Annotated in this window: 24 protein-coding genes and 2 pseudogenes; 13 read left to right on the top strand and 13 right to left on the bottom strand. The window is 63.3% G+C overall.

Features of this window, described 5'->3' with window-relative positions; genetic code table 11:
- The first annotated feature begins 34 nt into the window (after positions 1–34).
- From fmt to RAM15_RS05355, 6 genes and pseudogenes are all read left to right on the top strand, one after another.
- A complete protein-coding gene (gene fmt / locus RAM15_RS05380; protein WP_306221078.1) occupies positions 35–1,009 on the top strand; it encodes a methionyl-tRNA formyltransferase in 975 nt (324 codons plus the stop codon).
- 65 nt (positions 1,010–1,074) lie between these two features.
- Positions 1,075–2,652, top strand: coding sequence for a proteasome ATPase (gene arc, locus RAM15_RS05375; protein ID WP_306221077.1), 1,578 nt, complete (start codon positions 1,075–1,077; stop codon positions 2,650–2,652).
- Positions 2,649–4,157: a depupylase/deamidase Dop gene (dop, locus tag RAM15_RS05370; RefSeq protein WP_306221076.1), complete on the top strand. Its 1,509-nt coding sequence runs from the start codon at positions 2,649–2,651 to the stop codon at positions 4,155–4,157. The genes arc and dop overlap by 4 nt, the downstream gene beginning before the upstream one ends.
- 90 nt (positions 4,158–4,247) lie before the next feature.
- Positions 4,248–5,084 (top strand): inositol monophosphatase family protein, encoded by an 837-nt coding sequence (locus RAM15_RS05365; protein WP_045924645.1) that lies wholly within the window; start codon positions 4,248–4,250, stop codon positions 5,082–5,084.
- 24 nt (positions 5,085–5,108) lie between these two features.
- A complete protein-coding gene (locus tag RAM15_RS05360; protein ID WP_306221075.1) occupies positions 5,109–5,312 on the top strand; it encodes a ubiquitin-like protein Pup in 204 nt (67 codons plus the stop codon).
- Between the two features lie 3 nt (positions 5,313–5,315).
- Positions 5,316–6,744, top strand: a pseudogene (locus RAM15_RS05355) (proteasome accessory factor PafA2 family protein).
- Between the two features lie 100 nt (positions 6,745–6,844).
- On the opposite strand, the pseudogene RAM15_RS05350 reads toward RAM15_RS05355, so the two are convergent.
- From RAM15_RS05350 to RAM15_RS05295, 12 genes and pseudogenes are all read right to left on the bottom strand, one after another.
- A pseudogene (locus RAM15_RS05350) lies at positions 6,845–7,133 on the bottom strand (HU family DNA-binding protein).
- Between the two features lie 169 nt (positions 7,134–7,302).
- Positions 7,303–9,774, bottom strand: coding sequence for a lysylphosphatidylglycerol synthase transmembrane domain-containing protein (locus RAM15_RS05345; RefSeq protein ID WP_306221073.1), 2,472 nt, complete (start codon positions 9,772–9,774; stop codon positions 7,303–7,305).
- Between the two features lie 2 nt (positions 9,775–9,776).
- Entirely contained in the window at positions 9,777–11,222 is a 1,446-nt protein-coding gene (gene purB / locus RAM15_RS05340) for an adenylosuccinate lyase (protein ID WP_306221072.1), read from the bottom strand.
- Between the two features lie 72 nt (positions 11,223–11,294).
- On the bottom strand, positions 11,295–12,722 hold the full coding sequence (locus RAM15_RS05335) for an esterase/lipase family protein (protein ID WP_306221071.1): 1,428 nt from the start codon (positions 12,720–12,722) through the stop codon (positions 11,295–11,297).
- The gene (locus RAM15_RS05330; RefSeq protein ID WP_306221070.1) at positions 12,719–13,048 is read right to left on the bottom strand and encodes a hypothetical protein; all 330 of its coding nucleotides are present in this window, start codon (positions 13,046–13,048) and stop codon (positions 12,719–12,721) included. Before RAM15_RS05330 ends, RAM15_RS05335 begins: the two co-directional genes overlap by 4 nt.
- A 127-nt stretch (positions 13,049–13,175) precedes the next feature.
- On the bottom strand, positions 13,176–13,709 hold the full coding sequence (locus RAM15_RS05325) for a DUF6466 family protein (RefSeq protein ID WP_306221069.1): 534 nt from the start codon (positions 13,707–13,709) through the stop codon (positions 13,176–13,178).
- On the bottom strand, positions 13,706–14,734 hold the full coding sequence (locus RAM15_RS05320) for a vWA domain-containing protein (protein ID WP_306221068.1): 1,029 nt from the start codon (positions 14,732–14,734) through the stop codon (positions 13,706–13,708). Before RAM15_RS05320 ends, RAM15_RS05325 begins: the two co-directional genes overlap by 4 nt.
- A complete protein-coding gene (locus RAM15_RS05315; RefSeq protein ID WP_306221067.1) occupies positions 14,731–15,807 on the bottom strand; it encodes a vWA domain-containing protein in 1,077 nt (358 codons plus the stop codon). The genes RAM15_RS05320 and RAM15_RS05315 overlap by 4 nt, the downstream gene beginning before the upstream one ends.
- Positions 15,804–16,337 (bottom strand): hypothetical protein, encoded by a 534-nt coding sequence (locus tag RAM15_RS05310; RefSeq protein WP_306221066.1) that lies wholly within the window; start codon positions 16,335–16,337, stop codon positions 15,804–15,806. The genes RAM15_RS05315 and RAM15_RS05310 overlap by 4 nt, the downstream gene beginning before the upstream one ends.
- Positions 16,334–17,266, bottom strand: coding sequence for a DUF58 domain-containing protein (locus RAM15_RS05305; RefSeq protein ID WP_306221065.1), 933 nt, complete (start codon positions 17,264–17,266; stop codon positions 16,334–16,336). Before RAM15_RS05305 ends, RAM15_RS05310 begins: the two co-directional genes overlap by 4 nt.
- A complete protein-coding gene (locus RAM15_RS05300; protein WP_372338645.1) occupies positions 17,263–18,318 on the bottom strand; it encodes an AAA family ATPase in 1,056 nt (351 codons plus the stop codon). The genes RAM15_RS05305 and RAM15_RS05300 overlap by 4 nt, the downstream gene beginning before the upstream one ends.
- A gap of 45 nt (positions 18,319–18,363) precedes the next feature.
- Positions 18,364–19,152: a uracil-DNA glycosylase gene (locus RAM15_RS05295; RefSeq protein ID WP_231575791.1), complete on the bottom strand. Its 789-nt coding sequence runs from the start codon at positions 19,150–19,152 to the stop codon at positions 18,364–18,366.
- Between the two features lie 149 nt (positions 19,153–19,301).
- Between RAM15_RS05295 and RAM15_RS05290 the strand changes: the two genes are divergently transcribed.
- The 3 genes from RAM15_RS05290 (at position 19,302) to groL (ending at position 22,260) form a co-directional block, all read left to right on the top strand.
- Positions 19,302–19,946 carry a LytR C-terminal domain-containing protein gene (locus RAM15_RS05290; protein WP_306221063.1) on the top strand — a complete coding sequence of 215 codons (645 nt, stop codon included), beginning with the start codon at positions 19,302–19,304 and terminating at the stop codon, positions 19,944–19,946.
- Positions 19,947–20,116: 170 nt separating this feature from the next.
- Positions 20,117–20,320: a cold-shock protein gene (locus RAM15_RS05285; protein ID WP_045924634.1), complete on the top strand. Its 204-nt coding sequence runs from the start codon at positions 20,117–20,119 to the stop codon at positions 20,318–20,320.
- Positions 20,321–20,640: 320 nt separating this feature from the next.
- A complete protein-coding gene (gene groL, locus RAM15_RS05280) occupies positions 20,641–22,260 on the top strand; it encodes a chaperonin GroEL (protein WP_101432598.1) in 1,620 nt (539 codons plus the stop codon).
- A 206-nt stretch (positions 22,261–22,466) separates the two neighbouring features.
- Here the strand turns inward: groL and RAM15_RS05275 are convergent, their stop codons facing one another.
- Positions 22,467–22,760 (bottom strand): WXG100 family type VII secretion target, encoded by a 294-nt coding sequence (locus tag RAM15_RS05275; RefSeq protein ID WP_306221062.1) that lies wholly within the window; start codon positions 22,758–22,760, stop codon positions 22,467–22,469.
- A gap of 69 nt (positions 22,761–22,829) precedes the next feature.
- On the opposite strand from RAM15_RS05275, the gene RAM15_RS05270 reads away from it, so the two are divergent.
- The 4 genes from RAM15_RS05270 to RAM15_RS05255 all read left to right on the top strand — a co-directional run bounded on the left by RAM15_RS05270 (position 22,830) and on the right by RAM15_RS05255 (position 26,805).
- On the top strand, positions 22,830–23,621 hold the full coding sequence (locus tag RAM15_RS05270) for a TPM domain-containing protein (protein WP_306221061.1): 792 nt from the start codon (positions 22,830–22,832) through the stop codon (positions 23,619–23,621).
- A 4-nt stretch (positions 23,622–23,625) separates the two neighbouring features.
- On the top strand, positions 23,626–24,384 hold the full coding sequence (locus tag RAM15_RS05265; RefSeq protein ID WP_306221060.1) for a response regulator transcription factor: 759 nt from the start codon (positions 23,626–23,628) through the stop codon (positions 24,382–24,384).
- A complete protein-coding gene (locus RAM15_RS05260) occupies positions 24,374–26,329 on the top strand; it encodes a sensor histidine kinase (RefSeq protein WP_444832404.1) in 1,956 nt (651 codons plus the stop codon). Before RAM15_RS05265 ends, RAM15_RS05260 begins: the two co-directional genes overlap by 11 nt.
- An 86-nt stretch (positions 26,330–26,415) precedes the next feature.
- Positions 26,416–26,805: a cold-shock protein gene (locus tag RAM15_RS05255; protein WP_015022102.1), complete on the top strand. Its 390-nt coding sequence runs from the start codon at positions 26,416–26,418 to the stop codon at positions 26,803–26,805.
- Positions 26,806–26,812 lie beyond the last annotated feature (7 nt).

Raw genomic sequence — 26,812 nt, 5'->3', positions numbered from 1 at the left:
TCCGAAGCCGTCAGATGAAAAGGAGATTGCCGATATGGCCATGACATTGCTGTTTGCAGGCACACCCCAGGTCGCCTTGCCATCGCTGAGACTGCTGGCGGCCGATCAGGAGCATTTCCGGGTTGCTGCCGTGCTCACCAGACCCGACGCCCCCCAGGGGCGTGGAAGGCATCTGCATCCCAGTCCGGTCAAGGCCGAGGCCCTCAGGCTGGGGATCCCCGTTCTTGAGAACAATCCATCCGATCCGGATTTTCCGGCGCGGCTGCAGGATACAGGCGCCAGCTGTGCGGCCGTCGTGGCCTACGGACGGATCCTGCGTCAGCCGGTCCTGGACGCCTTTGATGGTGGATGGTACAACCTGCACTTTTCCCTGCTGCCGCAGTGGCGGGGGGCAGCTCCGGTCCAACGGGCCATCTGGGCCGGGGATACCATCACTGGCGCCACGGTCTTCAGGCTGACGGCCGGCATGGATGAGGGGCCCGTCCTGGCCCAGTCAACGGTGGAAATCGGGCCGCACGAGACATCGGGCGAGCTGCTGGATCGCCTGGCCGAGGACGGATCCCACCTGCTGGCTTCCAGCCTGGAGGCCCTTGCGGAGGGTCGGATTCAACCCAAGGAGCAGACGCGGGGCGCCTATCAGGTGGCCGCCAAAATCACCCATCAGGATGCCCACATGCGTTTCGATGTGCCCGTCTTTGCCCTGGATCGGCAGGTTCGGGCCTGCAGCCCGGAACCGGGAGCCTGGTGTCTGTACCGGCGGGGCGATGACCCGCAGGACGAGCAGACAGGACTGACCGTGCTCAGGGCGGCACCGGCCCGAGGGGATGAGCCAGGTCTTCCGGGGCACCTGGAACCGGGTCGGCTGGCCATGGACCGTCGCCACCTCTGGGTGGGCACCAAGACCCTGCCCCTGGAGCTGCAGATGGTCAAGGCTGCCGGCAAGCGCGCCATGAAGGCCATGGACTGGGCCCGTGGCGCTCGCTTGGAAGACGGGGCCCGCTGCAGCTGAATTCTTCCACCGGCTGGCTGTCCAGGCCATGCGGGGATTCCAGGGGCGAATGAAGGAGGAAAGCCATGCAGTCTGATGATGCTGACCAGGCCGACAAGGAGCAGGCCGAGGATGCAAATGCCCAGGATCTGGCCGGGGATCGGCGCAACCGTGCCCTGGCTGCGGCGCTGACCAGGGCTGCGAAAGAGCTGTCCAAGGCCAAGAGCCAGTTGGCCCAGTTGGCTCAGCCGCCCTTGACGGCTGCCCTGGCCTTGGGCGTGGATTCCGTCGCCTATGACAGCCAGGGGGTGCAGCAGGCCCGCCTGCTGATCCTGAACGGTTCGCGTCGGATGGTGGTGCCCCTGGCGCCCAATATCCGCGCCGAACGGATCAGGGCCGGCCAGGAGGTTCTGCTCAACGCCGATATGGTGGTGGTGCGTGTGGGCGATCAGCCGGTGACTGGGCAGGTCCGCACGCTGCGGGAGACCTTGGAATCCGGTGCCCTGTTGGTGGAAGACCCCTCCGGGCAGACTCGCGTCGCTGCGCGTGCAGGCTCTCTGCAGGATCAGCCCATCGAGGCGGGCAGCGCCTTGCTCATGGATGAAAGCTGTTCGCTGGCCCTGGCTGTTCTGCCTGAGTCGGATCAGTCCGACATGCTGCTGGAGGAGACTCCTGACGTGGACTTCTCGGATATTGGCGGCCTGGACAGGCAGATCGAGCGGATCCGGGATGCGGTCCAGCTGCCCTTCCAGCATGCCGATCTGATGCGTCGTTATGGGCTCCAGGCCCCCAAGGGTGTCCTGCTCTACGGTCCGCCCGGCAATGGCAAGACCATGATCGCCAAGGCCTTGGCCCGCGCCCTGGCCCAGGAGAGCGACGGTCACGGGGTCTTCCTGTCGGTCAAGGGCCCCGAGGTGCTCAACAAGTTCGTGGGCGAGTCGGAACGGCTGATCCGCCGCCTGTTCGCCCGGGCCCGCAGCCTTGCAGGCCAGGGTGGACCAGTGGTGGTCTTCATCGACGAGATGGATGCCCTGCTCCGCACCCGGGGATCGGGCATCTCATCGGATGTGGAGACCACCATTGTCCCCCAGTTCCTGACCGAGCTGGACGGTGTCGAGTCCCTGGACCAGGTCATGGTCATCGGCGCCTCCAACCGCATCGACATGATCGACCCGGCGGTTCTGCGCCCGGGGAGACTCGATGTCAAGATCCGCATCGATCGCCCCGACAGGGCCAGGTCGGCCGCCATTCTGGGCAAGTACCTGGGCTCCGATATGCCCATGGAGGATGATGCCGGGCCGGAGGAGCTGATCCAGGTGCTGGTCGATGGACTCTTCGCTCGGGATGATGACCACTTGCTGGGCAGGGTCATGGATGCCTCCGGCCGCTGGCAGCCGCTCTACCTGGAGTCTGTGGTCTCCGGCGCCATGCTGCATAACCTGGTTGATCGGGTCAAGACCATGGCGGTCAAGGCCTCCATCGAACAGGGCCGGCAGGTGGGCCTGGACCGCGAGCTCTGCACCAGGGCGGTCCGTGGGCAGTATGAGGACACTCTGGAGGAGCTCCGCGGCCAGGACCCGGACCGCTGGGCAGATCTGGCAGGACTGCGCCCAGGGCAGGTCCAGGAGGTTCGCCCGGTCGACGGGCAAGGGGAGCGGTCATGAATGCCGGGCGGGTCATGGGCACTGAGACGGAGTATGCCATTGCCGATCCCCAGGATCCCGGCGCTGATCCACGCACTCTGGCCCTGCGTCTGGTAAGGGCCGCTGCTCAGCCGGCCTTGGCGCACATCCGCTGGGACTACGGGAGCGAGGATCCGGTCAATGATGCCAGGGGAGGTCGGCTGCCGCGTTCCGTTGCTGCTCCGAGCATGCTCACTGATGCGCCCGGCGCCCGGCTGATCGATGTGGCAGCTCCCAACGGCGCTCGGATTTACGTGGATCATGCCCACCCCGAGTATGCTTCGGCGGAAACGGTGGATGCCTTCGATGCGCTGGTGCAGGATCGTGCGGGTGACCGGATGATGGCCCAGGCCGCGGAAAAGGCTGGAGGTCTGGCTCTCTACAAGAACAACGTGGACGGCAAGGGCGCCGCCTGGGGATCCCATGAGAACTATCTGATGGACAGGGCGGTGCCCTTCGCCAGGGTGGCGGCCCTGATGACCATTCATTTCGTCACCCGCCAGATCTACACCGGCTCGGGCAGAGTGGGCCTGGGGCCCAGGAGCGAGGAGGCCGGCTTCCAGCTCAGCCAGCGCGCCGACTATCTGACCAGCCGGATTGGACTGCAGACCACCTTCGGGCGGCCGATCATCAATACCCGGGACGAGTCCCATGCTGGGCCGGGCAGCCGCCGCCTCCACGTGATCGTGGGTGATGCCAACCGGCTGGATGCGCCCCTGGTTCTCAAGCTGGGGACCACCGATCTGCTGCTCGGGCTTTTGGAGTCCGAGGATGATTCGACCAGTCAGGTCGATGAACTGCTGGATCGCTGGACGCTGGATGACCCGGTGTCAGCCCTGCACACGGTTTCCCGTGATGTCGCTCTGACCAAGCCGCTGGCCTTGGCAAACGGGGGGTTCGCCGATGCGCTGACCATCCAAAAGGCATTGCTGGATGCGGCCCGCCAGGCCAGAAGGGGTATCGACCGGCCAGGTTGTGCCGACGACCGGGTTCTGAACCTCTGGGACCAGGTGCTCGCGGATCTGGCTGCCGTGCGTTCTGGCGACGAGGAGGCTCGTCTGGCCATGCACGATCAGGCAGGCAGGTTGGAATGGCTGCTCAAGTGGCAGCTCTTGGAGCGACTGCGCCGCCGCCGTGCCATGCCCGACTGGTCGGATCCCCGTCTGGCGGCGCTGGATCTGGCCTGGGCACGGGTGGACCCCGGCCGTGACCTGCCATGGCGACTGCAAGGATCTATCCAGCGACTAGCTGATCCCGATCAGATCACCAGGGCCATGGACCAGGGGCCGGAGCAGACTCGTGCCTGGTGCCGTTCCCAGCTGCTGCACCGCTGCCCTGATGCGGTCAAAGCCGTCTCCTGGAGTCGTGTCATTCTTGAGGGGCAGGGACCGGAGGGGGAGCCTCAAACCAGGATCGTGGATCTGTCCGATCCGCTGGGTCATACAAGGTCTTCCTGCCGGGATGACCGCGACATATACTGCAGGTAGCGCAGAAAACAGTCCGATATCCGACCGGACGACCACCGGTGGATCACGGTCGGCAATGTCTCGACCACCCGTTTGAAAGAGAAGAGAAGTATGGAATTGCGCGATTTGGCCATGCAGGCCGCCACTATTGCTGTGGAGGCTGGCCGTCATGCCCTCCAGGACCAGATCAACCCCCACGACCCCCGCTCCACCTCGGCCATCGGCCAGGGCACCCAGTTCTCGCCGGGCATTGACACGCGCCTGATCCGTTACTGCCGGACCAAGATCGCTGCCCTGGATCCTATGGACGGCTTCTGGGAGGAGGAGGCCGGCAATCGCCGTCCAGGCGGCCGTTACTGGTGCCTGGGCCACATCGACGGTCCGGTCAACTATGTGCGCAACATGGCCGAATGGACGCTGACCATCTCCCTCTTCGCCGTGGACGAGAAGGGGCACGCTTCACCGGTCCTGGGCATCGTGCACGCGCCGGTCCTGGGCCTGACCTATCTGGCCGCCAAGGGCCAGGGCGCCATCAGGATCCGACGGACCATTGTGGGCGACAAGCGGGAGAAGATCATTCCTTCCACGATGACCACCCTGAACGGGTCAGTGATCAGCTTCGGCATGTCCTACTTCCCCAACGAGTCCGAAAAGGTCCTGCAGATCGTCTCGCGCATGGCCGGCAAGCCTGCTGACATCAAGCGCGTGGGTCCGGTCTCGCTGGATCTGTGCCGGGTGGCGGACGGCAGCTACGATGCCTACTTCGAACCGGCCCTGCACTCCTGGGACATCCCTGCGGTCTCTGCGGCGGCTGTCGTGGTCCGGGAGGCCAAGGGTACCCTCTGGCGCTGGGACGGCGGGCACGTGCGCTGGGAGGGCAGCAACGACGTGGTGGCCACCAACGGGCTTATCGCCGAGGATTTGAACACGTATCTGAGCGGGCGCTGATCCGCGCCGGAAAGGAGGGCGACCATGGCTGAGGCATCCCAGCAGGGACGGCATGTGGCAGCCGGGCAGCAGCAGGAGCAGGAAGAGAATCTGCCGCAGACCGGGGCGCGTAAACAGGGTCAGACGGCTGAGTCCGACCTGGATGCGGTCCTTGATGACATCGAGACCACCCTGGAGACCAACGCCAAGGAGTATGTGCAGGGCTTTGTCCAGAAGGGCGGCCAGTGATCCATGGCGGACGGGCAGGGGGCTGAATCGGACTTTCGCAGGATATTCGGCATCGAGACCGAATACGGACTGAGCCTGACCGGCGCCAGTGGACCCTACGCTGCCGGCCGGGTTGCCATGGCCATGTTCCGCCCTCTGATTGAGAAGCACGGGTCAACCAACATCTATCTGCCCAATGGCGCCCGACTCTACCTGGACGTGGGCTCCCACCCGGAGTATGCCACGGCGGAGGCCCGCGATCCGCTGACGGCCCTGACCCAGGTGCTGGCCGGTGAGCGGACCGTGACCGACCTTGCGGAGCGCGCCGGGAAAGGCCTGGCGGAGGACCTGGGCAGGCCGGTGAAGGTTCACCTCTTTGCCAACAATGTGGATGCCCAAGGCCATGCCTTCGGCTGCCATGAGAACTATTTGCTGGACCGGCGAGTCCCCCTGGACATGATCGGAGCCTGCCTGGTCCCCTTTCTGGTCACCCGACAGCTGATCACCGGGGCGGGTCGTCTGAGCCCAGACGGGTTCCAGCTCAGCCAGCGGGCCGATTTTCTGGACGAAGGGGTCTCCTCGGCCACAACCCGTGCCCGTCCTATGGTCAACACCCGTGACGAGCCTCTGGCTGATCCCGAACGATGGCGGCGTCTGCATGTGATCGTGGGTGATACCAACCGGTCGCCGCTGGCCACCTGGTTCAAGATGGCCAGCACCCACCTGGTCCTGAACTTGATCGAGCAGGCCTGCTGCCGGGGCCGCCGGCCAGAGCTGGCCGACTGGGCCTTGGCTGATCCCGGTGCAGCGGTCCGAGCCGTCAGCCGGGATCGGACCGGCCGGGTAACCCTCGAGCTGCAGGCTTCCACGAAGACCGGCAGCATCAGCGCTCTGGGTCTGCAAGAGGCCTATTGGTCGGCCTGTAAGGCCTTGGTGGACCAGCAGGAGGATATAGGCATCGACCGGCCTCAGGCTCTGCGTGCCCTGCGACTTTGGAGAGCGGCCTTGGATGCGCTGGACGCGGGGCGTTGGCAGGATCTGGCTGACTGGGTGGATTGGGCTGCCAAGTTGCGGCTGCTCCAAGGGCTGAGTCGACGAGGCGCCGGACGTGATCTGGACGAGGCCCTGGACCTGGACTATCACGATCTGAGCGCGGGAAGGTGCCTTCCCTGGCCTGATCAGTCATGGACTCATGCGCTCGCCGGTCGACGATTCCGAGGTGCAGCGCGCCATGGATCAGCCCCCGCAGGATACCCGGGCTCGTTTGCGTGGCGACTTCGTTCGTGCTGCAGACCGGGGAACACGCACATGGTCATGCGACTGGAGCCAGCTGGTCCTAGGGGGTTCCCGCCGAGTCGAGGTAAACCTGCCTGACCCCTTCGACCATCTGGGCCCGCCCCGATACCGCTCCCTGATGGATTTTCTGAAGAGTGCCGCAGAGCCTGGTGCCTAGAAGCCCGGTTTGCGCTGCGGGACTTCAATGAGGTCTGTTCCAACAAGAAGGGCCCTGGCATCCGTGGATGGATGTCAGGGCCCTTGCAGAAAGGCTTGTTTCACTTTTTGTTGGTGACGGCCTTCTTCAGCAGCGAGCCGGCAGAGATACGCACGCCATAGCTGGCCGGAATCTTGATGGTCTCACCGGTGCGGGGGTTGCGGCCGGTGCGGGCGGCGCGCTTGACGCGCTCAGCTGAGAACAGACCGGTCAGCTTCAGACCCTCGCCGGACTTCATGGCCTCGACGAAGACATCCTGGAACGGCGTTGACAGCAGCTTCCGCCTGAGCCTTGGTCAGGTTGGACTTCTGCGCAATCTTCGAAACGAGATCCGACTTGTTGTATGCCATAGAACATCCTTCTTTCGGGGGCCTCCCATTGCTTGATTTGGGGAAAGCCCAACGGTCAATGACTGATATTACCGCAGATTAGGCCCAAACACCGCATTTTCCGGGGGTTTCCGACATTTCATCAAGCGATTTTTGAGGCCCTTGGGAATGAAAGTGTCCGAGGGGCTCTTTAGATGCGATTATGGTTGCTCAGCCAGCGCATGGCCAAGGCTCCCAAGGGGATGCGCAGCCAATAGGTGGCCACCCGGAAGACCAGAGTGGCCGAGATGGCTACGCCCGAGGGAACGCCTGCCAGGCGGAAGGCGGAGAAGAGCACCGCCTCTATGGCTCCCAGGCCGCCGGGTGTGGGGACAGCCGAACCCAGCGTATTGGCCAGGAGGAAGACGAAGGTAGTCTCGAAAACGTTGGTCCGGCAGCCGAAGGCCATCAGGGCGGCCCAGAAACTCATGCCCAGGGCGGCTGACTGCATCACAGCCCCAAGCACGGCCACCACCAGCTGCCTGGGCTGAGTCAGAATCTCTATAAGGTGGCGGGCGTAAGAGGCCACGATGGGCATCAGGCGTTCCATGACCAGTCGCCGTGTGTAAGGCACGGCCATGATCAGGGCTGCGATGATGGCCACTGTCCCGATGACGATGACCAGGGTGTTGGTGGGGATCATCCCGGATAGGGTGTTGCGCCCGGTGAACAGCCCGATGCCGATCAGCAGACAGAAGGTGGTCGCGAACTGGACGGCCACCACGGCGCTCATGATGGCCGTGGCCATGGTGTTGTCATAACCGTTCCGCCTCAGGAACTGCAGGTTGACGAAGGCCGGCCCCACCCCGGCGGGCATGGAGACCGAGGTGAACGAGGAGGCCACCTGGGATAGGAAAATGCCCTTGAAATCGCGCTTGGCCGGGTCGATGAAGACTCCTAGGGTAATGGCGCAACCCACCCAGGACAGTGATCCCAGCAGGAAGGAGAGGCCAGCCATCCAAGGGTTGGCATTGCGGACGGCGCTGATGACCTGGGGCAGATTGAACTGGGTGACGATGACGGCGACAGCTACTACCAGCAAGGCCAGGGCCACGAAGCTGCGCAGACTGAAACGTGAGAGGGTTACCTGGCTGGTCTCAGCCACCGACTCAGGAGGAGCCAAGGTCTGCAGCTGTTTGCGCAGATCAGTCAGAATCTGTCGATCCCAGCCAGGCAAGGCCTGGGTCTGCGAGGGAATGGCCACCATCTGGCAGAATGGCGATAGCCCCGCCAGGGTCTTGACCCCCCAGGAGGCGCGGGCGGCCGTGATGGCTTGGTCCACGCCGATCATCGCGGCGATCAGGGCGAGAAGCTGGACCCGGTCCAGGGCGATGTTGGCCTGGGAGCTGGCGCTGTCGCCGTTCTCCCAGCCGGCGATGACCGCGGAGCCTGACTGATCCACGGCCAGAGTCTCTGGGCGGATGCGGCGGTGTGTGAAGCCGCGCTCGTTGGCCCGGCGAAGGTAGTCCATCAGCTGCTTGGCCCTGTCGGCGTCCAGGTTCTCAGGTTCCAAGGGCCCAAGATGGATATCATCCTCAAGGACCAGAATTGAGGATTCGGCGCTCTCCGCCAGACCATAGGGGTGCAGGGCGGTCAGTCCCAGGTCCCGCAATTCAGTCAGCATGGCCATATGGTGTTGCATGGAGTTTCTGACCGACCGGTCCCGGCGCATGGAGACTCCGGACAGTTTGATCCACTGCCAGAGCTGCATCAGATAGCCCATGGTGTGCAGCTGGCCGTCCATGACCGAAACCGTGTAGGTGCGGCCATCCCTGTCACGGGCCCTGTAGATGCGGGAGGCTTCGATAAGATCGTCGTCGAGGGCGGGCAGGGGCTGGCCATCGTTGTCTAGACTGGGATCCTGACGCTCCAGGCTGGCGGCATGGATGCCGATGGAGGCTATGGCCTGCACCACGCCCTGCCCCCAAGCGCCCTTGTTCTGCGTGCCCGCCAGGTATCGGACGACCATGCCCATGATTCGGCCAAGGATCAGCGAGACCAGAACCCCGCTGGCCGAATTGGAGGATATGGCGACCATGATGATGGCCACGACGTATAGAGCGTTCCATCCCCACTTGACCGAGCTGCGCAGGCGACGGGGTCCTGCTGCACTCAGGAAGGCAGCCAGACCGGCATAGAAGTCAGGCAGCAGGACGGGAGACCCTATGGCGTTCTGGGAGCTGAATGAGGCGATCAGGGTCGGGTTGCCCGCCTTCAGGATCAGGTTGGAGGTCAGCATGACCAGCCCGAAGCCCAGGAACATGGCCAAGGGGGCAGTGATGGCCTGGATCCATTCCCTGTTGACCAGCAGATGGACAAGCACCGCCAGGACCACGGTCACGGTCACTGCTTGCTGAAGGAAGGCCGTGGGCACGTCCATGAGCCAGTCCATGGCATTGCCGGCCTGGCGCATGTCCGACTCGACCCCGGCGGCTATGCCCTTCAGATAGACAGCTGCCAGAGTGACCAGGATTCCCAGGATCAGTGCTGCCAGGGCTCGAAGCAGGTCTTCGGCATCATGAACCCGCTGGGGTGGGGTATCCCGAATGACGACCTGGTCTTCCTGCACAGGGTCGGCGGAATCGGTGTCCTCGGGGGTGATGGTCGACTGGGACGGGGTCATGGTCAGTCGCGATCGAAGTCCACCAAGGTTCCGGCTGCACCGGTGTAGGTTGCCGGCGTCAAGGCCTTGAGCCGACTGGCCGTGTCCTGATCCAGGTCCAAGCCGTCGATGAAGTGCTCGACATCCTCCCGGCCGATCCTCTTGCCCCGCATCAGCTCCTTGACCTGCTCATAGGGGTGATCCATGCCTGAGCGTCCAGCCAGCCCGGCGGCCCGCATGGTCGTCTGAATGGGCTCGCCCAGGACCTCCCAGTTGCTGTCCAGTTCCCGGGCCATCTGTGTCTTGTCTGGGTGGATGGTCTGCAGACCGCCGTCCAGGTTGTCCAGAGCCAGCAGGCTGTAGCCCAGGGCCGAACCGATGTTGCGCTGGGTGGTGGAGTCAGTCAGGTCCCGCTGCCAGCGGGTTTCGGTCAGGGTTGTGGCCAGAGTGTCCAGCAGGGCTCCTGAGATCTCCAGATTGGCTTCGGCGTTCTCGAATCGTATGGGGTTGACCTTGTGGGGCATGGTGCTGGAGCCGGTGGCGCCTTTGACGGGTTCCTGGGCGAAGACGCCACGGGAGATGTACATCCAGACATCCACGGCCAGGTTGTGCAGGATCCGGCCCAGGTGGGCGATGTTGCCGAAGAGCTCGGCCTGCCAGTCGTGGGACTCGATCTGAGTGGTCAGTGGGTTCCAGACCAGGCCCATCCGTTCTGTGACGAAGGCCCGGGTCAGATCGATCCAATCCACCTGCGGCAGGGCGGCCAGATGGGCGCCAAAGGTTCCAGTGGCGCCATTCATCTTGCCCATGTAGTCCTGATGGCGGATCCGATCCAGCTGCCGGTGCAGCCGGTGGACGTAGACCGCCATCTCCTTGCCCAGGGTGGTGGGTGTGGCCGGCTGGCCGTGGGTCAGGGCGAGCATGGGCAGATCCCGGTATTGCTCCGCCATGGTCGCCAGATGGCTCTCGATTCGGGTGGCCTTGGGGAGCCAGACCTGTTCGACCCCGCCTCGGATGCAGCGGGCATAGGCCAGATTGTTGATGTCTTCGCTGGTGCAGGCGAAGTGGACCAGGGGTGTCAACCCGGGAAGTTGGGACTCAGGGCCAAGGGCTGTGGCTGCAGCTTCCAGACGGCGGTCGATGTAGTATTCCACGGCTTTGACATCGTGGTGGGTCTGGGCTTCGATGTCAGCCAGTTCAGCGATGCCGTCGGCGTCGAAATCCTCGGGGACGGCTCGCAGATAAGCCTGCTCGGCTTTGGTCAGGGGCTCTACGCCCGGCAGGACCGGGTGCTGGCCGTTGCCCGGGTAGCCGTTGGCCAGCATGATCATCCATTCGACCTCGACCCGCATGCGCTCGCGGTTCAAGGCAGGTTCGCTCAGATAGTCCACCAAATCGGCGGTCTGCCTGCGGTAACGTCCGTCCAAGGGATTGAGGGGGATGACTGGGGTGATTCGGCTCAGGTTCATGCCTCCAGCCTAGACGACCGGGTCAACCAGCAGGAATCGACATGGGCGCTTCTGGTGGACCGCGTGTCCTGCTCATCGCTGCAGCCTGCCGCGGTAATAGCGGGTCTCCTGCAGATCGCCCTCGATGGCATGGGCGAAGTGGTCGTCCTGACGTCGTACTGCTGGTGAGTTCAGATCTCGGGCATCGGCCCAGGCCGCCCGCTGGTAGGCCATGCCATGGGTGGATTCCTTGCCGGGTCCGGCAGTGGTCACTGTCCGGCCAGTCCGGCTGCCACCTGGAGGGGGAGGTCCTCCCGCCCTTCCCCTCACGGTCAGCTGATTGGGCCGGGAGGGGTTGTCGGCTCCATCAAGACTGGAGACCAGCTCTTCGCGCATCTCCACGCTGGTGACCCAGGTGTCTGACCCTATCTGGCGATGGGCGATGGGCGATCCGACGGTCACGATGTGATCGAAGTGGTAGCGGTTGGAAAGATCCGAGGCCATGGTGGCGGCCACGATACCGCCCTGGGAATGACCCACCAGGCTGACCGGATCGTCCGGGCGCACCCCGGCATCCCGCATGGCCTGGTCCACCAGACGCAGGGAGGCCGCCCTTTCGCGTACTGAAGCCTTGTCGCTCATGAGCTGGATGTTTTGGCACCAGCCGATGGGCGAATCGAGATGGGAGCTGGTGCCGGGTATGTAGACCAGCCAACGGTCCTTGCCGTCCGCCTCCCGATATCGTTGTACAGCGATGGTTGCGTAAGGAATGCCGTCCTGGCAGGATCCCAAGCTCTCCAGATTTCGCAGAGCGGTGGCGATGTCATGAGCCTCGCCCAACCCCTTGCCCTGAGGCTGGACAGGATCCATCGTGAGCCGGTCACCCTGAAGATGGGCGAGTACGAAGGGCACCAGCAGGCCTGGACCGGTGACCAATCTGCCAATAGGATCATGGTGGTCTGAAGTCAGGTCGGATGCGGCGGCGGCCAGCAGAGGCTGATGGATGCCGGCCGTAGTTTCCAGAAATTCCTGGAATTGCGAGGCATCCAGTTCGCCGGTCAGTTTAGCTGCTCCCAAGCTCAGACCGATGGTTCCCAGCATGAACGGGGCAATAGGCTGAAACAGGGTCAAGGCCTTGGACATCAGGGAGTCTATCAGCCTTTCCATGAATGATTCCGCCTGCGAGTACAACCCGTAGGCCTTGGTCAGCCGATCGGCCACAGACTGGAGCCTGGTGCGGAGATCTTCGCAGGCCTGAGCTTGGCCACTGCAGAAGGTCACCATCAGGTCCAGGGGCAGACGGGCGTGACCTGGCGGCGGCACGGCAGCCTGGGTGCAGGGGAGGGCGGGCAACCCTGGCATGGTTCTGCGGATGGCCTGATTGGTGAGAATCCATTGCGTCTGCAGGGTGGCCAGGGCTCCGCCTGCCTGGTTGAGCCGGTCCGCCATGCCGGTCAGGTGGTCCAATTCTGTGCTGGTGTAACCGTTGGCATCCGGTGCGGCGGTGACCGTCCGCTTCATGGTCGGCTCTCTTGATCGATCAGGTTCAGGGTGCGTCCTGCCTGGACACGCTGATCCTGGCAGAGGGCATCCATGGCCCGTACCTGGGCCCGGTAGGCCTGAGCGGCCTTTCCCTGCCAGTCGACCCTCAGAGCCTGGTCGGCTAGTTCGCTCAGGTGGACCAGGGTTGTTCGCGACTGCCGAGCCATATCGGCCAGCATGGTCCGGCAGCGGGCCACCCGTGCGTGGCAGGGGCAGGCTCCGGCCGCCTCAGGATCGGACAGGTAGGAGGGCTGCTCGAGGAAGGGGCCCAGGGTGGGTAGTGACGATGGTGATGACTTGTCCATGCGTCTACTTCATCACCGCAGTCATGCTTGCATGGCGTCGATTGGGCCATGTGGTCGGATGTTGCCTGATCCGTTTTGATGGGGACGGGTCTTCGAAAAATGATCGAGCAATGCCTGGTGAGGCCGGTCACCAGGGTTTGACGTTCTTTTCCCGATCCTGGTGGCCGCCCGTATTGCCTGTTGGGCTGGGGGACGAGGAGGGATCGCTCTGTTCCTGGTTGCGCTTGAGCAGATCCTCTACCTCAGCTTCCTGCTGCTTGGTCAACCCAGAGGATGAGCCCTTGCCTGATCCGCTCTTTCCATCCTGCCCATTCTTGGTTTTGTCTGCTTGTTGTTTTTTGAGTACCCGTTCCGTACGCTGGGTCAGCGCAGTGCTGGTCGCTTGGTTGGCCTGCGCGGCCTGCCTGGTCTTCGGCAGAAGCAAGGGGCCCGGCCGCGCCGCTTGGGCGAAAAGGCGGTCCGCCTGATCTTGCAGCGCCTTGATTGCTGCCGGGTCTGCCTGTGGGTTTCGGGCCTGCCGGATGCTGGTGTTCAGTGTGCGCGTGGCCTCGTTGTAAGTGGCGATGGCTCTGACGTTGATCAGGCCCCATGCCCCGGCCAGCGCTGCTATCAGGGCTAAAACGATAAGGACCAGACGCGTTCGAAGGGTGTTCCTGCTCATAGCAATCTCCTCGAAGTACGGACCCATTGCCCTGCCTCAACCAGGACCAGGACCAGTTCCACCAGTGCCAAGGGCCAGACCAGCGGGGTGACATGTCGGCGCACCTGGTCGACCGTAGTCACCCGGTAGCGCTTGGAGGCCGAAGCTGTAGCACCCTCGCGGACAGTGACGCCCTTGGCCAGGGCCTGATAGTGGCCGCTCATCTCGTCGGCCATGGCCTTGAGGGTGTCCGGATCCATGGCCGAGATGCCCGGCTGGCCGGTCTGCGGATCCGTCACCCAGCCTCCGGCGCCGCTGCCGCCGACGTCCGAGGTCAACGGCACCGTGCCTCCCTTGGCTGAGCCGGTTCCCAGGACGAAGGCCTCGTCCAGCCCTTCCCTGAGTACGCTGAAGGATCGCCGTTCGTCTCTGCCGGTCTGCTCTCCATCGCTGATCAGATAGAGCAGGATCCGGTCGTTGGGATGCTGGTCCTTGGTCTGCTTCAATGCCAGAGTCAGCCGATCCAGAGGAGCATCCAAGCTGGAGCCGGAGGAACGGGAGGTGGGCTCTGTGGCCAGCCCGCGGGCCCAGTTGTCCACAGCTCGCACGTCGGGGGTCAGGGGCAGATCGACGCTGGCCGAGGCGCCGAAACTCAGGGCTGAGAAGGATGCATCCGGATAGGTGTCGACCAGGTCGCGGACGGCTGCTTTGGCCGCCTCCAACCGGCTGATGCCGTCCTGGGCCCCATATCCGGCATCCTTGACTGCCATGGATCCGGTCACGTCAACCGCAATGAAGACATCAGTGGCGTTGACGGCCTTGTTGGTGGTTTTGCTGACGGTGCTGGGGGTCAGGACCATGAGGGCCAGGATCAGGACCATGGCGGTGCGCCGGGCCAAGGCCCAGCGATCGGCATCCGTATCCCGGCCCTTGCGCAGTCCATGGATGACCAGCGCAATGGCCAGGAGCAGCAGCAGGCCCGACAATAGGCCGCCGGCCACCCAGCCCAGGGCAGGCTCAAAGGTCAGGGACTTGAGTATGTTCATCGCTTCAGCCTCCAGGCCAGGAGCAGATATCCGGACAGCGCCAGGGCCAGGGCCAGGGTCCACCAGCCGGGTGCATCCACCAGGCTGGACTGCTCCTGCTGGCGTGGGTCGGCTCCATGGCGATGTTCGATCCGGCGGACCAGCGCGTTGATGGAGTTCCCGTCCTGCCGTCTAAGGAAGATGCCGCCGCGGGCTTCGATCAGCCGCTGCATCTGCCGTGTGCTCTCCGCCTCGGTGCCCTGGTCCGGTCCCGAATAGAGGCCGTCCACGGCGATTCCTGCGGCCGAGGTCAGCTTGAGCGCCTCCTCCAGGGTGTATGTGGGTTTGCCGGAGACCACGTTATCGGTGGCCAGGACCAGGGAGCTCGAACGTCGGTCGGCCTTTGCCGGTCCGGGTTGGCCCTTGGGAGCGAATTGCGGCAGGAGCGCAGCGCAGCCCACCAGCCCGTCGCCGATCAGTGAGGTGGTGTCCCGGCGGTTCTGCGTGCCCTCCAGCCAGTCGCTGATGTCCTGGTACTGTCGTCCGCTCATGGCATCGATGCGGTCCTGGGACTGCACCCCGTCCAGGATCCGCCGTGCCTTGCTCAATTCGGCAGTGATCATGCCGTAGTCATCGGTAAGGGGGAAGACGGTGCGCGAGGTGGAGTTGAAGATGCTCAGAGCCATGCGTTCGCCCCGGAAGCTGCGGACCAGGTCGAGGTAGGAGGCGATTACCTGCCTGTCGTAGGGCAAGGTGGAGCCGGACACATCCAGACATAGCACGATATCGCGGTTATGACCCTGCTCCAATGTCCGATCGACCCGGGCGGGCCTGGCGGCCAGGCTCAAAACCATCAGCAGGGCCAGAGAGAGCAGGATTGCGGCGCAGCGGTTCAATCGTCGCCAGCGCCTCAGCGCCTCATGGCCCTCATCGGTGTCCAGATCGCTCTTCAGGGTCCAGACCCGTGCCCCTGTTTGCTGATCAGGCTTGCCACGACCTGCCATACGGTAGGCCAGCAGGCCGAACGTCAGAGCCAGGGCCAGGGCCAGAATCGGCAGCCATGGCCACCGCCAGGACAGATTGCCTATGCTCATCGCGGCCACCGTTCAATCAAATCCCGTACCCACTCGGCTGCCTGATTCACCGTGGTGTCAGTTCCCTTGCTGTCCTTGGGAAGGGCGAATTCGGGCGGGTAGAGGGCATCTATGGTCTGTCGAAGCAGGTCCAGACCCTGCCGCGTACTCGGCGTACGGGGCTGAGCCTGGATTTCGGCCAAAGTCTTGGAGTTCATGTCGCTGTTCCAGGAACGGGAGGCAAATCCACGAGCGATAGCGGCCAGTGCTGTCATGGCCTGGTCACGGTCCAGATGGCCCTTGTCGTACTGGGCCACCACCTGATCGATCCTCTGACGCCATGCATCGAGGGAGTCAGAGCTCGCTTGGATCGGGTGCCCTTCCTGCTGACGGCGGAACCTGGGCAGGAGAATGGCCGCTCCGGCCAGGGCCAGGGCCAGTACGATGGCGGTCGTCGTCAGAGCCAGCAGCCATGTGGGCTGGGTCATGGTGGGCATGATCTTGATTCGACCATGACCGGACGCAAGACGAATCAGGACGACAGCATTCATGCCGCCATCACCGTCCGTCGCATGGGAATGCCTGGTCGGCCGGCTGAGAGCAGGTGGATGAACCTGTTGAACATGGCTGTGCTGGAGTCGGCCCGGATCAGCGAGGCCCCGATTCTGGCCAGTTCCCCGCTAAAGGCCTCGATCTGATAGCGCCTGTGCAGGTCCACAGCTCGCGTCCCGTTTGCGGTACGCAGGAAAGCCGGGATCCTGCGTCCGCTGGGCGCATCCGTCACCGAGCCCATAGGGGGCTGCTGGCGCAGGGGATTCATGGTCTCCACTCCAATGAAATTCAGGGGGTGGGTGGTTGCCAACTGTCGGATGGTCGGCATCAGGTCAACGTGCAATGCCGACTGGTCGGTGGCAATGACCAGCATGGCCTGCCGGTCCTGGATGCCGGCAGCGTAGCCCAGCAGTGCCTCAAGGTTGCGTGGCTGATCCAGCGGTGACTCCAGAGCCCGGTCCAGGGTCTGTTCGAATCGGGCGAAGCCCCCCTGGCAGGGTATGCGGCGGATGGCGGATGAATCGACCAGGACCAGGTCCACCTCATCGCTGCGGCGCAGGCAGAGGGAGGCGAACATGCACAGGGCGTTGGCGGCCACCTGGATGGCCTGTTCCCCGTCAGGGCACGTTCCGGACATCTCGCGGCCGACATCCAGCAGCAGCCAGGCCTTGCTGGTAACCAGGCGCTCGCGCTCCACCACCATGGGCCGACCCATCCGTGCGCTGGCGTGCCAGTCGATCATGCGGGTTTCGTCTCCGAACTCATAGGCGCGCAGGTCGGCACGTTCGTCACCACCGCCGCGTCGGCCAGAGGAATGCTCGCCCTCCAGCAGCCCAAGGGCCCTGCGCACCGTGGGAAGCCGCAGACTGGTGTCCAAGGACTCGATCCGTCTGCGGACCGGGTCGCGATTCGAGCGTCGACGGCTCATGGCACCGGCACCGTGTCCACGATCTGGTCGATGATGTCGTCGCTGCTGATGCCGTCGGCCTGCGCCTCGAAAGTCAGCAGGATCCGGTGGCGGAGCACCGAATGGGCCCAGTCCTTCAGATCCTCGGGAATGACGTAATCCCTGCCAGTCAGCAGGGCTCTGGCCTGGCCAATGCGCACCAGGGCGATGGAGGCACGCGGGCTGGCTCCCAGCCTCACCTGCTCGGCCAACCCTTGGATGGGCCGCGATCCAGCCCCCCTGCTGGTGGCTGCCAGATCGACTGCATATCGCATGATGGGCTGTGCCACGTGGACCTGCCGGGCCTTCTGCCTCAGGAAGTCCACATCGGCGATGGTCAAGGCGTCCCGATCGTCCTTGCCGGGCATATCGGTGCCTCGGCTGGTCAGCATCTGCAGCATTCGGGTCTCCTGGTCGGCATCAGGATATGTCATGACGGCCTTGAGCATGAACCGGTCCATCTGGGCCTCGGGCAGGTTGTAAGTGCCTTCCTCCTCAATGGGGTTCTGGGTGGCGATCACCATGAAGGGCCGGGGCAGGGCTATACGCTCGCCGCCGATGGTGGTGGCGCCCTCGGCCATGGCCTCAAGCATGGCTGACTGGGTCTTGGCGTTGGAGCGGTTGATCTCGTCCAGGAGAACGAAGTTGGCGTGGATAGGGCCCAGCTGCGTCGAGAAGCGCTGTGTGGAGAAGTCGTAGACCTGGGTGCCTACCAGATCCGAGGGCATCAGGTCGGGCGTGCACTGGATCCGCTTGAAGCTGCCGGAGACCGAGGTGGCCAGGGTCTGAGCGGCGGTGGTCTTGGCCAGGCCGGGCACGGATTCGATCAGGATGTGTCCTGAGGCCACCAGCGTCAGGATCAGGGCCTCCCGCAGGTTCTCCTGGCCTACCAGAGTCCTGGAAAAGCGGATCCTGATCCGGTCGGCCAACTGACGGCAACGTTGCAGGTCGTCCTGGCTGATCGGCGGAACCTGCCTGTCCTGAGCAGGCTGAACAGATGGGGACTGACTGGGTCGAGGTGGGAATAATGCCATAGCAGACATGGTAACGGCATTTCCTGACGATTCAGCCAGCTGGAATCAGGTCAGGGACCAATCCACCGGCTGGGCGCCCATGGCCTCCAAGGCATGGTTGGCCTTGGAGAATGGACGTGACCCGAAGAAGCCGTATCGGGCCGACATGGGGCTGGGATGCGGGGATTTGATGATGGCCGCATTGGTCAGCAGGGGCTCCAGGCTCTGGGCCTGCCTTCCCCAAAGAATGGCCACCAGGGGCCGGACCCTGCCCTCCTGGTCGCGTCGGTCGTTCAGAGCTCGGATGGCGGCGTCGGTGATCTCCTCCCAGCCCTTGTTCCGGTGGCTGGCCGGCTTGCCCACCCGTACAGTCAGGCAGCGGTTCAGCAGCATGACCCCTCGCCTGGTCCAAGGCGTCAGATCGCCGTTGGAGGGCGTGGGCAGGCCCAGGTCGGAGCTGAGCTCGGTGTAAATATTGCGCAGGGAGCCGGGGATGGGGCTGACGGCAGGGTCCACGCAGAAGCTCAGGCCCACCGGATGCCCGGGCGTCGGATAGGGATCCTGGCCCACGATCAGGACCTTGATGGAGTCGAAGGGGATGGTAAAGGCGCGAAGGATGTTCTTGCTGGCAGGCAGATAGCGGTGGCCCTGGGCCAGCTCGGATCTGAGGAAGTCGCCCATCCGGTGGATGTTGGGCTCGACAGGAGCGAGAGCCTTGGCCCAGCCAGGATCCACCAAGGCGCTCAGAGGTTTGCGATGGGTTCGGCCCTGGCCTCCTGCTATGGTCGGAGGGTTGGTACCGGTTCCGTTCGTCGGCGCGGGGGAGGTTGCGGCAATAGGCTGGCTGCTGTTCATAAGGTCACTATATCGCTTGGTGATATGAGCCGGTCAGGGTTGTCATGGCTTTCCCGGGCTTGCGGGGAACGTCGGATGGTCAGCGGGATGCTGCTCCGGCGTCCCATTACATATAATGGTTCAGGATCCGGTGGAGCGGAGGAGAGTTCATGGCTAGCACGCGCGACAATGGGACGCAGGCGCGCCCTCAGGTTCATGATGCGTTCGACAACCCTCCCAAGGGGCCGGTCGGTGTGCATCGGGGGCCCCGTTCCCTGCCGGTCAGGGCTCTGCCCTACCTGCTGGTGGTTGTCCTGGCCGTGCTGTGCGGACTGGGCTTATGGGCTGCAGTCAGCGGCTCCCTGCCCTGGCAGCAGACGCACACTGATGCCTCCCGGGTCATCAGCCACCATGTGCCCAAGCGGTCTGCATCCACCTCCGCCTCAGACAGCAAGACCTCTGCTGAAAAATCCTCCCAGGAGCAGGCTTCGCAGCCGCCCTCGCAATCGCCTTCGACGAGTGCATCCAGCAGCAGCCCGGCACCTGTGGTCAACAGGGGCACACAGGTGGCCATCATCAACGGAACCAGGATCACCGGGCATGCGGGCAGCAAGCGCCAGGTCCTGGTCAATGCCGGTTACACTGCGGTCACGGCAACCAATCCGCAGGGCGCTCTGCCTGGCGTAAGCACGGTCCGCTACCGTGATGAGGCCGACAAGGCTACCGCCCAGGAGGTGGCCAGCCTGCTGGGCATCACCCAGGTTGAGCAGTCCTCCGTGGCCTCCACTCCGGTGGAAGCCATCCTCATGCAGTAAGGTTCAGCCAGCCGGACGACAAAAGGGAATTCGATGGCAAAAGTTCCCGAATTTCGGCCCGGCGTTTTGCAATTGCCCTGTCGATAGGCCTAAACTGACCTTGCCGACCAGGCAGATGCGGTCAGTCTCGTATCTGTTGTGACGCGGCACCTATGTTAAGGAAGTTAGTTATGGCACAAGGCACTGTGAAATTCTTCAGCGCTGGCAAGGGTTACGGATTCATCAATCCCGACGATGGCGGCGAGGACGTGTTCGTGCACTACTCAGCCATTCAGTCCGACGGGTTCAAGACCCTTGATGAGGGAGATAAGGTCGAATATCAGGTGGAAGAGGGCCCCAAGGGTCTGCAGGCAACCAAGGTCACCAAGCTCTGATTGTCGTCTTCTGTATTCGTCATGGTGGATCCCGGTTATTCCGGGGTCCATTTTTTTGTAGCATGTGTTTCGAATTACAGTGCTGAGCCGGGACTGTGCAGGGTGCGGATTGCCTGTGGGCGCGGCCGATGGGTCAGGGGCGATATGGCATACAGCCTGCAGCGTATTTTCCCCTGGGGTTGGCACTCGGCTCCATCGAGTGCTAATCTGCTGAATTAGCACTCGAGGTGCGGGAGTGATAACACGACAGCTGACGGTCGGGTTCCGTTCCACGCCGACGGTGGGTCATGAAACCTCAAGCCATGACGGAGGAAGCAACAATGGCAAAAATCATCGAGTATGACGAGGAAGCTCGTCAGGGCATGCTTGCCGGCCTGGACAAGCTGGCCGACACAGTCAAGGTCACCTTGGGCCCCAAGGGTCGCAATGTGGTGCTGGACAAGTCCTACGGGGCCCCGACCATCACCAACGACGGCGTCTCCATCGCCAAGGAGATCGACCTGGAGGATCCTTACGAGCGCATCGGCGCCGAGCTGGTCAAGGAAGTCGCCAAGAAGACTGACGACGTAGCCGGAGACGGCACCACCACTGCCACCGTACTGGCCCAGTCCCTGGTGCATGAGGGCCTGAAGAACGTGGCTGCCGGGTCCAACCCCATCGCCCTGCGTCGCGGCATCGAGAAGGCCGCCGACGCCATCGTCAAGGAGCTCGTGGCTCAGTCCAAGGAAGTCGAGACCAAGGACCAGATCGCTGCCACCGCCACCATTTCTGCGGGCGACCCCGAGATCGGCAATGAGATCGCCGAGGCCCTGGACAAGGTCGGCCAGGACGGCGTGGTCACCGTCGAGGACAACAACCGCTTCGGCCTGGACCTGGAGTTCACCGAGGGCATGCGCTTCGACAAGGGCTACATCGCCCCCTACTTCGTCACCAACAACGACGACCAGACCGCCGTTCTGGATGATCCTTACATTCTGCTGACCTCGGGCAAGGTCTCCAGCCAGCAGGACGTGGTCCACATTGCTGAGCTGGTCATGAAGACCGGCAAGCCGCTGCTGATCGTCGCTGAGGATGTGGATGGCGAGGCGCTGCCCACTCTGATCCTCAACAAGATCCGCGGCACCTTCAACTCCTGCGCCGTCAAGGCTCCTGGCTTTGGCGACCGCCGCAAGGCCATGCTGCAGGATATGGCCATTCTGACCGGCGCACAGGTGGTCTCCGACGAGCTCGGCCTCAAACTGGACTCCATCGACATGAGCGTGCTGGGCACCGCCAAGAAGGTCATCGTCTCCAAGGACGAGACCACTATCGTCTCCGGTGGCGGCTCCAAGGATGAGGTCTCCGCACGCGTGGGCCAGATCCGCACCGAGATTGAGAACACTGACTCCGACTACGACCGCGAGAAGCTGCAGGAGCGGCTGGCCAAGCTGGCCGGCGGCGTGGCCGTCATCAAGGTCGGCGCAGCCACCGAGGTCGAAGCCAAGGAGCGCAAGCACCGCATCGAGGATGCTGTCCGCAACGCCAAGGCCGCCATTGAAGAGGGTCTGCTGCCCGGAGGCGGCGTGGCTCTGGTTCAGGCCGCTGCCAAGGCCGAGAAGGATGTCAAGCTGGATGGCGACGAGTCCACCGGTGCCTCCATCGTCTTCCGCGCCATTGAGGCCCCCATCAAGCAGATCGCCGAGAACAGCGGCATCTCCGGTGACGTGGTCATCAACAAGGTCCGTTCGCTGCCTGCCGGCCAGGGCTTCAACGCCGCCAACAACGAGTACCAGGACCTGCTGGAGGCCGGTGTGGCCGACCCCGTCAAGGTGACCCGCTCTGCCCTGCAGAACGCAGCCTCCATCGCCGGGCTCTTCCTGACCACCGAGGCCGTCGTGGCCAACAAGCCTGAGCCTCCGGCACCTGCTGCCGCTCAGCCTCAGGGCGACATGGGCTACTGATCCCTCGAGGTTCGGCCGGGCTTTTCGGCTGGACTGATTGATCGCCAAGGACAGGGGCCTGCGCACCGGATAATGGTGCGCAAGCCCCTGTCTCTTTTCTTGCACTCGTTCACCGTCTGTTCCGTTTTCCATATATGCTTGCCGGGTCTGGGGCCGATCCGCCATGATCGAATGGCTCCGGGTTGCCTGCATGCATCAACCAGGCGTCAGGCTCCAGCGAAGAGACGGGTGGCCTGGGCCTCGGTGTCCGCATAGAGCGACGATGCCTGTGTCAGAGCTGACTGGATACCTTCAAGCGCCTGTTCCATCTGAGCCTGCGAGGCGCGCCACTGCTGGGCCACTGTGGCGAATTGGCTGGCCGCCGAGCCCTGCCAGACGCTTTGCAGATTGTCCAGATTGGTGTACATTCCCGCCACGGCATCTCTGATGGCCCCTATCGAGCCGCTGACCGCGCCGGAGGCCGTCTGTATCTGATCCGAATCGACTTGGTACCGTGTCATGATTGTCCTTTCCGTGAATGGCGGTGATGGTGGGGGAGTCCAATGCCGTCAACCGCTACTGTGGACACTATGACAGTGTTCACGCAGTTGCCCCGTCCGCGGACCCATGTGGACGAACGAGTCCCCTTCCACAAGACGAATCCGGTCGGCGTTTCACCCATAAAGCGGGTGCTGGCTTTTCTGCTCTTGATGATTTTGACGGTCGGGGTTATGGGGCCGACCAAGGCTTGTGCCGATGAGCCTCAGGCTGGGGTCGGAACCATGACCGACGCGATCACTGATCCGCAGAATTTGCTGGGTTCGGACGTAGGATCCGTCAAGGATGCTATCCAGGAAACCGCAGAGCAAACAGGAGTATCGGTCCGGCTGCTCTACCTTCCGCATTTCTATCAGGGCGTTAAGCCTGAGACCTGGGCATCCAGGGTGCTCGAATCAATGAAGCCCACCCACGACACGGTTCTACTGGCTGTGGCCTCTCAGGACGGCAAATTGGTCGTGGCGGTCTCCAGCAACTCGCAGGCTTGGCTCAAGGACCAATCCAGCGTAGATCAGCTCTCGCAGGCTGCTTTGGAGCCGGTCACCAAGGGCCGCAATCCCGACTGGGTGGGGTCGGCCAAGGCCATGATGGACCAGGTTGAGACTCTTGACCAAAACCATCGGCATCGCCGGGTGATGATCATTGCCCTTTCGGTGACGGTTGTCGTCCTGGTCATGCTGGGCGTAGCCGTTGCGATTTGGTGGCGTCGCAGTAGCCGAACCGGGGCTCATCATCGCAAGTCCGGTGCTCCGAAGAAGCAATTACGCCCGACAGAGACGGTCAGCGAACTCTCAGATAATACCCAGAAAGACGCGGCAAGCTGAGACCATGAGCAAACCGACGCAAGCACAACTGGTCGTGGTCGACGACGAACCGTCCATCAGGGATCTGCTGGTGGCCTCCCTGCACTTCGCAGGCTTTGCGGTCGAGACCGCGGCGTCCGGCTCCGAGGCCATTCAGGTCATTGAGCGCATCCAGCCTGATCTGATCGTCCTGGATGTCATGCTGCCTGATATCGATGGATTCACGGTCACCTCCCGTATCCGTCAAGAGGGAATCGAGGCGCCGGTGCTCTTCCTGACGGCCAGAGATGATACCCAGGACAAGGTCATGGGGCTGACTGTGGGCGGCGACGACTACGTGACCAAACCCTTCAGCCTGGAGGAGGTTGTGGCCAGGATCAAGGCCATATTGCGCAGGACGCGCGAGCATCAGGAGGACGATCCGATCATCCGCGTAGGGGATCTGGAGATCAACGAGGATTCGCACGACGTCACCAGGGCCGGGCGACCCATCGACCTGAGTCCGACCGAATACAAGCTGCTGCGCTACCTGATGGACAATGAGGGCCGCGTGCTCAGCAAGGCGCAGATTCTGGATCATGTCTGGCAGTACGACTGGGGCGGGGATGCGGCCATTGTGGAGTCCTACATCTCCTACCTGCGCAAGAAGGTGGATGGCATCACCATCAGTGACGGACACGGCGGGGAGCGCAAGGTCACCCCGCTGATCGAGACCAAGCGGGGCATCGGCTACATGATTCGGGCCCCTAGGCAGAACGCATCGGATGGCGGCGATGGCGACTAGTCCCTTGGGCTCGACTCCCATGGCAGAACCGTCGGATACTCACGACCCGAGGTCGGCTGACAGGACCGACTCCGCCATGGGTTCGGATTCTGAGAAGGGAAAGGGCTCCGGCAGACCGAGGGGTCGGTCCATGCGCAGGTCGCCGCTGGCTGCCATTCCCTTAAGCACCAAGCTTGTAGCCAGCATGCTCATCCTGCTCATCGTGGGTACGGTGGGTGTCTCTGTGGCCATCTGCCAGATGGCCGATGACTATCTGATGAAGCGCACGGACTCCCAGCTGATCCGCCAGGCCAACCTTGGTATCCGCAACGCCACCCTTCTGCGCCAGGAGGACCTGAGCAAGAATGGCCTTGGCCCCACTGATTACTTCCTGCAGATCCGCGACGATAAGCTGCACATTATTTCGGACGATCTGAATCCTATGCAGGTCAACGGGGTCATTTCCCGCCCGCGTCTGCCCGCCGACGGCAGCCTGGACTCGATACCCCTGGGCAAGCCCACCACGGTACCGGCCTATGTGCGCGTCTCGCGACAGGCCTCGCCAGACCGGGACACCATGAAGCGAGCCCGGGCCTCCTGGCGAGTGGTGGCCATGCAGTGGAAGCTGCGCAACGAACTGGACGGCTCCGAAATCAGCGGCATCCTCTTCATCGGTCTGTCCATGAGCGACCAGGACGAGGCCGTGCACGATCTGACGGCTTTCTGCATGATCATTTCTGTTGTTGTGGTCCTTCTGGGTGGAGTCATCTCGGTTCTGCTGATCCAGTCCACCCTGGTTCCTCTCAAACGCATTGAAAAGACCGCTGCCAAGATAGCGGCCGGTGACCTATCCCAACGCATTCCCAGCTTCCCCGAGAATACCGAGGTGGGTTCCCTGGCAGCATCCCTGAACGCCATGCTGGCGCGAATCGAGCGTTCCTTCGACGAGCAGCGCCAGACCACCGAAAAGATGAAACAGTTTGTTTCGGACGCCAGCCATGAGCTTCGTACCCCTCTGGCCGCCATCCACGGCTATGCAGAGCTCTACAGGATGCAGCGCGACTATCCAGGGGCTCTGGAGCGTGCCGACAAGTCCATCCAGCACATCGAAGACTCCTCGACAAGGATGACGGTCCTGGTCACGGATCTGCTTTCGCTTGCACGTCTGGATGAGGGCAGGGGGATCGACCCGACCCTGCCGGTCGATCTGACTGGACTGGTGCGAGACGGGGTGGACGACCTGCATGCCTTGGACCCGGGCAGAGAAGTGGCTACAGGAAGGATTTGCCTGCATACCGAAGACCAGCCCGCCCCCCAGGAGAAGCCGGTCACGCCTAACAAGGGTCTGCCGGGCCTCAAGGGACGCAACAAGGAAAAGATCACCGTGGGCGGGCACCTTGGCCCGGCCGTCAGCCTGGACATCCAGGAGGGTCCCCTGCCCTCGGTACCGGTGACTGGCGACCCCAGCCGCCTGCGTCAGGTGATTACCAATATCGTGGGCAATGTCCACCGCTACACCCCAGCCGATTCGCCGGTCCAGGTGGGATTGGGCCTGGTCAAGGCGACCATTGCTCCAGCGGATCTGACCAGGTTGGAGGCCACTGAGTCCTCGCTGGGACACCTGACTGAGGCGATCCAGGTGGCAGAGAACAGCCATGTGGGCACCGACTATGCCATCATCCGGGTGGTTGACCACGGGCCAGGCGTCCCGGAGGAATCCAGGTCCAGGCTCTTCGAGCGTTTCTACACGGCCGATCCGTCCAGGGCTCGGGAGAAGGGCGGCACGGGGCTTGGACTGGCCATTGTCCAGTCCATTGTCAAAGCTCATCAGGGATTCATATGCGCCTCGCAGACCCCGGGAGGCGGCTTGACCTTCACCATCGTCATACCCCAAGGCGTCATCCGGGATCAGGGGCGCCTTGAGGACCAGGCCAATTCTGCCCCCAGCCGTCCCGTACGCCCATGACAAGATGGGTCGTCCTGCCCGTTGCGTTCAGGTAGACTGAATTCGGATATATCAGTTCAAGAAGCAACGTAAGGAAGTGGCAGAGCATGCCCAGCGGGAGAGTACGGTGGTACGACGCCAAGCGGGGGTTCGGGTTCATCACAGATGAACAAGGCGGGGATGTCTTCCTGCCCTCATCAGCCCTGCCTGCTGGGGTGTCCACCATACGCAAGGGATCCCGGGTGGAGTTCTCAGTGGCTGAGGGCCGCAAGGGTCCCCAAGCCCTGGATCTGAAGCTGGTGGGGCCGACCCCCTCCATTCTGCGTGCCAAGCGACCCGATCCGGACGATATGGCCGCCATCGTGGAGGACTTGATCAAGCTGCTGGACTCTGCGGGCAATGGCCTGCGTCGACATCACTATCCAGGTCGGGCTGAATCCGCCAAGCTGGCCACCCTCTTAAGGGCTGTGGCCGATGACTTCGACGTGCCGGACTGAGCAGACG

The sequence above is a fragment of the Bifidobacterium asteroides genome (genome assembly GCF_030758775.1).
Taxonomy (GTDB): Bacteria; Actinomycetota; Actinomycetes; order Actinomycetales; family Bifidobacteriaceae; genus Bombiscardovia; species Bombiscardovia kimbladii.
Note: the sequence above shows the minus strand (reverse complement) of the source record. Positions and strands in the feature narration are given on the sequence as shown.